This is a genomic window from Pseudokineococcus marinus, assembly GCF_013004605.1.
Taxonomy (GTDB): Bacteria; Actinomycetota; Actinomycetes; order Actinomycetales; family Quadrisphaeraceae; genus Pseudokineococcus; species Pseudokineococcus marinus.
In genome coordinates this window covers 1-1023 of the sequence record NZ_JABEMA010000570.1, presented here as the reverse complement: position 1 = coordinate 1023, position 1023 = coordinate 1, and the positions used below count along the sequence as shown (strand labels likewise).

Annotated in this window: 1 protein-coding gene; it reads left to right on the top strand. The window is 79.2% G+C overall.

All coding sequences use genetic code 11. The features are described from left to right. Positions 1–1023, top strand: a 1023-nt coding sequence (xseA, locus tag HLB09_RS17555) for an exodeoxyribonuclease VII large subunit (RefSeq protein ID WP_409373023.1), incomplete at both ends; no start/stop codon positions are given.

Sequence of the window (1023 nt, the reverse complement as noted above, 5' to 3'; positions counted from 1 at the left end):
GCCGCCGGCCCCGGCGGCCCCGTCCCCGCGGGCGGGGACGGAGCCGGGGAAGGCCCGGCGGACGGGGGCCGCCGCAGCCTGCCGGCGACGGCCGCGGCGACCACCGCGGAGCAGCCGTGGCCCGTGCGCCTGCTGTCGGCCAAGATCGGCGACTACGTCGCCCGCATGTCCACCGTCTGGGTCGAGGGCCAGCTCGTCCAGGTCACCCGCCGCCCGGGGCAGGCCACGGCCTTCTGCGTGCTGCGGGACGCCGACGTCGACATGTCCCTGTCCGTCACCACCTCCGTGCGGGTCCTCGACGCCCTCGGCCCCGCGCTCGTCGAGGGCGCCCGCGTCGTCGTCCGCGCGACGCCCGAGTTCTGGGCGCGCCGGGGCAGCCTGCAGATGCGCGCCGACGCGATCCGGCCGGTGGGCGCCGGCGAGCTGCTCGCCCGCGTCGAGGAGCTCAAGCGGGTGCTGGCCGCCGAGGGCCTCTTCGCCGCCGAGCGCAAGAAGCCCCTGCCCTTCCTGCCGCGCGTCGTGGGGCTCGTCTGCGGGCGCGCGAGCGCCGCCGAGCACGACGTCCTCGTCACGGCGCGCGGGCGCTGGCCCGGCGTCCGCTTCGAGGTCCGCGAGGTCGTCGTCCAGGGCGTCGACGCCGTCGCGCAGGTCTCGCGCGCGCTCGCCGAGCTCGACGGGATGGACGAGGTGGACGTCGTCGTCGTCGCCCGGGGCGGGGGCTCCCTGGAGGACCTCCTGCCCTTCAGCAACGAGGCCCTGGTGCGCGCGGTGGCGGCCTGCCGCACGCCCGTCGTCAGCGCCATCGGCCACGAGGTGGACTCCCCCCTCCTCGACCTCGTCGCCGACGTCCGCGCCTCCACCCCCACCGACGCCGGTCGCCGGGTCGTGCCCGCGGTCGCCGAGGAGCTGGCGGGCGTGGCCGGCGCCCGCGACCGGCTGCGCCGCGCCCTCGACGCCCGGCTCTCGGCGGAGGCGTCCCAGGTGCGGGCGCTGCGGGCGCGCCCGGTGCTCGCCGACCCCGGC